The following is a 6006-nucleotide window of genomic DNA, read 5'->3' as shown; positions in this document are numbered from 1 at the left end:
CTATTAAGATAGTAATCTTTTAAAAAGTGAAATTAGTATTCTACACCAGTTGATGCCTGTTCAGAAGAACTCGAATCGGATGATTGATTTCCTGTCAGGTTATTGGTAGGCGTATTGTTGAGCGTGTTATTAAGAAGCGTGCTAATTTCTTCGATGGAATCATCTTCTGGGAAAAAGTAAGATATCCCATTATATTTACTATCTGTTCCTCTTAAAGCTAGGGTTTGAATTTCTGAACTTTTTAGTTTCGAATAAAGTTTAACAAAACTAGCAAATTGAGATGGAGGGATGTTTGTTTTAACATTCTCTCCAAGATCTCCTAATAGATCATCAATTTTTGTAATCGATCCAAAAGAAGTGCCTTTGTCAATGATCGCTTTTATGACTTCTTTTTGTCTTTCATTACGTCCTTTGTCACCTTCTGGATCCTTTTTTCTCATCCTAACGTAGGCAAGTGCCTCATTTCCATTCAAGTCCATTTGGCCTTCATAGTAAGTTTTCCATTTTAAACTTCCTGTTAATTGGGCTTTAAATGTAAAAGGAACATTCACCTGAACGCCGCCAAGGGTGTCAACGATATCTTCAAAACCTTCGAAATTTGTTGTGATATAGTAATCAATCGGTACATCTAATAACTGATTAACTGTTTCTATAGTAGACTCTACACCGCCATAGCTATAAGACTCAGTGATTTTTGTCTTGAACCCGGCAGCCGGAATCATCGTTCTAGTATCCCGAGGAATGCTGAGCATGGATACTTCTCCTGTTTGCGGACTGACTGTTACAAGCATGACAACATCAGATCTTTCACCGCCGCCTTGCTCTTCTATTCCTAGTAAAAGAATATTAAAAGCATCCTTCGTAATCTTTACTTCTTCTGTACGGTGATTCTTTACTTTATCCCGATCAATTTCTTTATAAATATTCTCACCGGCTAATTTGGCATGGTAAAATACGTTATAAGCAAAATAGGATCCGCCACCTAAGATGAGGAGGAGGAAAAAGAGGACAGTAATTCGCCAAAAGCGTTTTTTTCTGTTTTTTCGCCTATTTGACCTAGATTTAGACATTCTATCCCTACTTTATTTATTAATATAGTGTTTTTTGAACAAGGAAAAAATGTTGAAACAATAGTTAATTTTACATAAATAATAGGCAATCGTAAATATAATTATTTTCCCACTTCTTCCTCCAAATACACCTTGTCACCTTTCGACATAACACCTTGTCCATTCGTAAGCTCAACCATCCAGTTGATGAAGTTCTCCGTTTGCTCCTCTTCGACATACGTTTCAAACTCGACATTATCAAGGTAATGGATGTCTTTAATCGTATAAACGGACGAGCGGAGTTCATTTTCTAGCTTGCCAAGCCAGGTGTAATCGACTTTTGTATGCATGACTCTCATTAATTTCCGTTCGACGATACCGGTTGCATCGATGCCTTCAGAGGTGGCTTTTCCATAGGCGCGGATCAGTCCGCCGGCACCAAGCTTAATTCCGCCGAAATAACGGGTAATCACAACGGCTGTATCTTTAAGATGTTTTTTCTTCAATACTTCAAGAATGGGAACTCCGGCTGTGCCGCTTGGCTCTCCGTCATCGTTTGCCTTTTGAATTTGATCATTTTCACCGATCATATAGGCAGAGCAGTTATGGGTAGCATCCCAGTGCTTCTTTTTGATTTGCTGGATAAAGTCCTGGGCTTCTGCCTCAGTCTCCGCTCTTGTCACATAAGCAATAAATCGCGATTTTTGGATGACGATTTCGTTTTCGCCGTATCCTTTAACTGTATAGTAACGGGGCAGCATATAACCGCTCCTTTCTCTTCTTACATTGAATCGCTTTTCTACATTATAATACGAAACGAAAGTTTGAGAACAACCTTGCTTCCTGTTTGTCGTGGCTGATCACAAGTGACTATTCTTAGCAGGGATTCGATTGTTTCGAGGCGCTTCCGCTTTTATCATTATAATTCGACACGAATCTTACATCAATGAATAATGGCAAAAGTTACGCCTTTTCCTAAAATATAATAAATTTGAAAAAAATAGTTTGTTTTGTAATGAAATCTTAATATAGCATTTTTAGTCCCATGGTATAATGACACTATCCTCATAGTGAGAAATTAGGCTAGTACAGATTGTAGGCTGCTTAACGCTAAAACACTTTTGGATCTGGTCACACGTATAGTCATTATACTAGGATATAAGACATAGAGAAAAAACTCAAGTGTGAGGCTTTTTACCGATTTTTTCATGATTTAGTATAATTTAATGGGCGGAATGATAGTATCTCTTATTAAATAAAACTAATATAATGGATATAGGTAATGGGCTTAAAAGAAGGTACCTAGTAATATTATTCATTGTAAACATGCCGTTAGTACTCTTCCGATCGCTGCAAGGCTATAAATACTAAGTTGAGAGGTAATGAGCCTTTGCTAGCCCGCCAAATTGAGTTAGACCCTAGTGAAACTCATGCGATGTTTTGGGCGTCTAATCATTGGAGGAAAATCTTATGAGTAATAAGAAATTTGATACGAAAACACTTGATATGATTTTAGAGCAAATGGTTGAAGCAGTTGGTTCGAGCAAGGACGAAGTGTTTCAAATTGGTGAACAATGCCGCAAGGAGCATTTAACATTATCCGATGAGCTAAAAGAAGTGAAGGTGCTTGTCAAAAAGTCCATTGACGAAGGGGACAAGCTTGAGGCTCAGACTCGTTTTGCCAGAAAGAAGCTTTCCGAGGTTAGCAAGCACTTTAAGGACTATTCTGAGGCTGAGGTTCGGGACGCTTATGAAAAGGCTCACCGCCTGCAAATGGATTATACCATGAATCAGCAGCTCGAAAAGCAGCTCCGGGACAGGCGGGATGATATTGAGAGAAGGCTCGTGGGCTTAAATGATACAATTGAACGTGCCGAGCATTTGATATCGCAAATTTCAGTGGTTATGAATTATTTAATGAGTGATCTGAAACAGGTTGGAGAAATGCTAGAAAACGCCAAGCTGAAACAGGAATTTGGCTTGAAAATTATCGAAGCGCAGGAAGAAGAGCGAAAGCGGCTGTCCCGTGAAATTCACGATGGCCCCGCACAGATGATGGCGAATGTGATGATGCGTTCCGATTTGATTGAACGAGTATATAAGGAGCAAGGGGGTCCTGCAGCAATTGGGGAAATCCGCGATCTTAAGAAAATGGTCCGAAGCGCCCTCTATGAGGTTCGAAGGATTATTTATGATTTGCGCCCGATGGCCCTTGACGATTTAGGTTTAGTCCCAACCCTCAAAAAATACCTAGTGACCATCGAAGAATATCATAAGTCGATTAGAATAGATTTTTCAAATATAAAAGAGGAAAAACGCCTGCCTGGTAAATATGAAGTAGCTCTTTTCCGCCTTATTCAGGAATCCGTGCAAAATGCTTTAAAGCATGCAGAGGCCAATAAGATCACAGTCGGACTGGAAATTGATAAATCGAAGGTAACGGTTGTCATTAAAGATGATGGAAAAGGCTTCGATATTCAAGAAAAGAAGCACAATTCCTTTGGGATTATGGGCATGAGAGAAAGAGTCGAGTTGCTGGAAGGACAGATAGCCATCGATTCAGCAGTTGGAAAAGGGACCATTGTCATCATACAGGTTCCATTACAATTATAACTAATTGTTTTTTACTACATAGGTTTTAAAGAGATTGTGACCTTGTAAAAAATGCAGATCTTATACCCGCAGAATTGGTTCTCTTACTGAGAAGCGGCTTTTGCAAACAAAAAGGCGTTCGTAACAGAATCAACACGCAGGTATTTAAATAGTAATTGTAGAATTATAAGAGGAAAAAAATAGAATTAGACAAATTGGGATTTATTTGGGAGGGAACACAATTGACTACAAAGATTGTCATAATCGATGACCACCAATTGTTTAGAGAAGGTGTAAAGAGAATACTAGATTTTGAAAAATCATTCTCGGTTGTTGCAGAAGGTGATGACGGCTGCGAGGCATTAGCCCTTGTAGAAAAAAATCTGCCAGATGTTGTAATCATGGATATCAATATGCCAACAACAAACGGAGTAGAAGCAACGAGACAGTTAATTGAGAAATATCCAGAATCGAAAGTCATCATTCTATCTATTCACGATGATGAAAATTATGTTTCTCATGCACTTAAAACTGGCGCTAGTGGATATTTATTGAAAGAAATGGATGCGGATGCATTAATCGAGGCTGTAAAGGTTGTTGCAGATGGCGGATCCTACCTGCATCCAAAAGTTACTCATAATTTGGTGAATGAATATCGCCGTCTAGCACTTGAAGAGTCAGGAAAGGGTGGAGGCTACACACAAAGAGTAGAAATTCGCCGCCCGCTTCACTTGTTAACTCGCCGCGAATGCGAAGTCCTTCAGCTGCTTGCTGACGGAAAAAGCAACCGAGGCATCGGTGAAGCTATCTTCATCAGCGAAAAAACGGTTAAAAACCACGTAAGTAATATTCTTCAAAAGATGAATGTAAACGACCGTACTCAAGCCGTTGTCGTAGCGATTAAAAATGGCTGGGTGGAAGTCCGCTAAATTTTGTCGGTGCAGGGCACCATTCATTGGACAGTAATTAAATTGTAAAGAAAAAAACACGTGATGGCTGTTAAAAGCTATGACGTGTTTTTTACTTTATTTTAATAACGCGGCTGCGATCGTTTGAAGTAGTGACATGATTTTGGAACCTCTTTTGCGTGCACATTGAATCATCAGAACGATTTCATCTACTTCCCGTGGAGAGGAAACCTCAAGTAACCAGTCTGCTAATTCATCCCCGCTAATAGAATAGTTCATATTTGGTACCTTGATTGATTTGTGTCGGCCCAGCTCGCTTTTTAATAGATTGAATTTATAATTCTGTAGCATTTTTATTTTAAATTCCCCCGAACAATAAAAAATCTTTTTTCCATCCTTATCTCCCTTTGAAGAAATCGAGGGCACTTTGTTAAGGATATTTATCGCAGATTAATGGGCGATGAGATCCTGCTTAATAGTTTCACTTTAACATAATTGATAAAAATCGCCAAATTGTATCAAATTTGTTAAAATAATAACATTTTCCCTACAACTATTTACAAAATTTGAGAGTTTATACAAAATAGGAATATGGTTATAGGAGGAATGACTTATGAAAAGTTTAGCGTGTTTGACAGATACAGTCCTTATTAATACGTACCTTAAAGCGATTGATCAAAACCTTGACCCTTCCTTTATCGAAATATTATCTGCAGAATTAGAAAATAGAGGCTTAGAGGTAAAAAGTGATAAGGAGAATACAGATAGCAAAGTTATTTCATAGTATTTTTGAAATATACATATCTAGGCCTTTTTTATCCTTATTTAATGCAATCATAGTTGATTTCCGATAAAATGAATTCTAGATATTAGTAGAAAATAAGGATGGTAACGAAATGATGAAAACGGCCGTTGTCACGGATAGTACAGCCTATATCCCGAAGGAATTGCGGGATTCACTACAAATACATATGATCCCTCTCAGTGTCATCTTCGGAAATGAAAGCTATCAGGAGGAAGTCGAAATTACAGCTTCGGAATTCTTTCAAGAGGTTAGGCAAAAAGAGCTTCCGACAACATCTCAGCCTTCCGTCGGTCAATTTGTAGAGTTTTTCAACCATTTGGCCAAGGAATATGATGCGGTCATCAGCATTCATCTTTCGAGCGGGATTAGCGGCACGTTTCAAGGAGCTGTTTCTGCGGGCGAAATGGCAGAGGGAATTGAGGTTTACCCATTCGATTCAGAAATTAGCTGCATGGTGCAAGGCTTCTATGTCCTGGAGGCAGCAGAAATGGCAGCAGCAGGCAAACCCCCTCAAGAAATCATCGCTCGACTAAAGGAAATGAAGAAATCCATCCGCGCTTATTTTATGGTGGATGATCTCTCGCATTTGCAGCGTGGCGGCCGGCTTTCCAGCGCCCAGGCACTCATTGGCAGCCTGCTCCAAGTCAAACCA

7 protein-coding genes are annotated in these 6006 nt (G+C 39.1%); 4 read left to right on the top strand and 3 right to left on the bottom strand.

Annotated features, from left to right (window positions below; genetic code table 11):
* Positions 1 to 32: 32 nt before the first annotated feature.
* Together V7149_RS18465 and V7149_RS18460 are read right to left on the bottom strand one after the other, a co-directional pair.
* Positions 33 to 1070, bottom strand: coding sequence for an LCP family protein (locus V7149_RS18465; protein ID WP_335347063.1), 1038 nt, complete (start codon positions 1068 to 1070; stop codon positions 33 to 35).
* A 101-nt stretch (positions 1071 to 1171) separates the two neighbouring features.
* On the bottom strand, positions 1172 to 1810 hold the full coding sequence (locus tag V7149_RS18460; RefSeq protein ID WP_315666379.1) for a YigZ family protein: 639 nt from the start codon (positions 1808 to 1810) through the stop codon (positions 1172 to 1174).
* Between the two features lie 709 nt (positions 1811 to 2519).
* Here V7149_RS18460 and V7149_RS18455 point away from each other — a divergent pair.
* Entirely contained in the window at positions 2520 to 3662 is a 1143-nt protein-coding gene (locus V7149_RS18455) for a sensor histidine kinase (RefSeq protein WP_335347062.1), read from the top strand.
* A gap of 221 nt (positions 3663 to 3883) precedes the next feature.
* Positions 3884 to 4570: a response regulator transcription factor gene (locus V7149_RS18450; RefSeq protein ID WP_335347061.1), complete on the top strand. Its 687-nt coding sequence runs from the start codon at positions 3884 to 3886 to the stop codon at positions 4568 to 4570.
* Between the two features lie 96 nt (positions 4571 to 4666).
* Here the strand turns inward: V7149_RS18450 and V7149_RS18445 are convergent, their stop codons facing one another.
* Positions 4667 to 4900 carry a hypothetical protein gene (locus V7149_RS18445; RefSeq protein ID WP_335347060.1) on the bottom strand — a complete coding sequence of 78 codons (234 nt, stop codon included), beginning with the start codon at positions 4898 to 4900 and terminating at the stop codon, positions 4667 to 4669.
* A gap of 262 nt (positions 4901 to 5162) precedes the next feature.
* Between V7149_RS18445 and sda the strand changes: the two genes are divergently transcribed.
* Positions 5163 to 5333 carry a sporulation histidine kinase inhibitor Sda gene (gene sda, locus V7149_RS18440; protein ID WP_335347059.1) on the top strand — a complete coding sequence of 57 codons (171 nt, stop codon included), beginning with the start codon at positions 5163 to 5165 and terminating at the stop codon, positions 5331 to 5333.
* 115 nt (positions 5334 to 5448) lie between these two features.
* Positions 5449 to 6006, top strand: a 558-nt coding sequence (locus V7149_RS18435; RefSeq protein WP_335347064.1) for a DegV family protein, incomplete at its 3' end; no start/stop codon positions are given.

The sequence above is a fragment of the Bacillus sp. JJ1503 genome, assembly GCF_036965125.1.
Lineage (GTDB): Bacteria > Bacillota > Bacilli > Bacillales > Cytobacillaceae > Cytobacillus.
Note: the sequence above shows the minus strand (reverse complement) of the source record. Positions and strands in the feature narration are given on the sequence as shown.